This is a genomic window from Candidatus Symbiothrix dinenymphae, from assembly GCF_001431085.1.
In genome coordinates this window covers 1-504 of the sequence record NZ_BBRU01000330.1, presented here as the reverse complement: position 1 = coordinate 504, position 504 = coordinate 1, and the positions used below count along the sequence as shown (strand labels likewise).

Sequence of the window (504 nt, the reverse complement as noted above, 5' to 3'; positions counted from 1 at the left end):
GTTAAACGGCTCACTGCCAACATAGAAGATGCTTTTGCCGACTACAACGACATCAACGAAGATTCGCGAATGCAGTTTGAACTAATCAACACATCGTTGGCAGAATTGCAAGCGTACAAACACATTATCAACAAGCCACGCAAAGTGGTTGGATTCACAGCCGACCGCGTTGCCCCTAAAACGGAGATGAGACATGAATAATTTTAAACCGCCCGAAATCGCAATCTTTCGGACAGTTTTCGCTGTTTTAATAATTTCATCGCGGTGCCTTCTTATACAGCCATGCTGCTATGAAGACGTACACCACATTTGGAATCCATGCGGCTATGAATGGGCTTACCAGACCGGAGATGGCGAACGTCAGCGTGATTTGCATGAACAGGATGTAGGAAAAGCTCAACAGCAGCCCCAGACCGAGGTTTAGCCCCATGCCGCCTTTCACTTTGCGCGATGAAATGGACACACCAATGATGGTGAGAATGAACGAGGCAAACGTCATTGCAT

Annotated in this window: 1 protein-coding gene and 1 pseudogene; one reads left to right on the top strand and one right to left on the bottom strand. The window is 47.0% G+C overall.

All coding sequences use genetic code 11. The features are described 5' to 3' along the window. Positions 1-201: pseudogene (locus ASC50_RS04005) on the top strand (hypothetical protein); the annotation flags it as partial. 55 nt (positions 202-256) lie between these two features. Here ASC50_RS04005 and ASC50_RS04000 read toward each other — a convergent pair. Further along, positions 257-504, bottom strand: a 248-nt coding sequence (locus ASC50_RS04000) for an LptF/LptG family permease (protein WP_158648403.1), incomplete at its 5' end; no start/stop codon positions are given.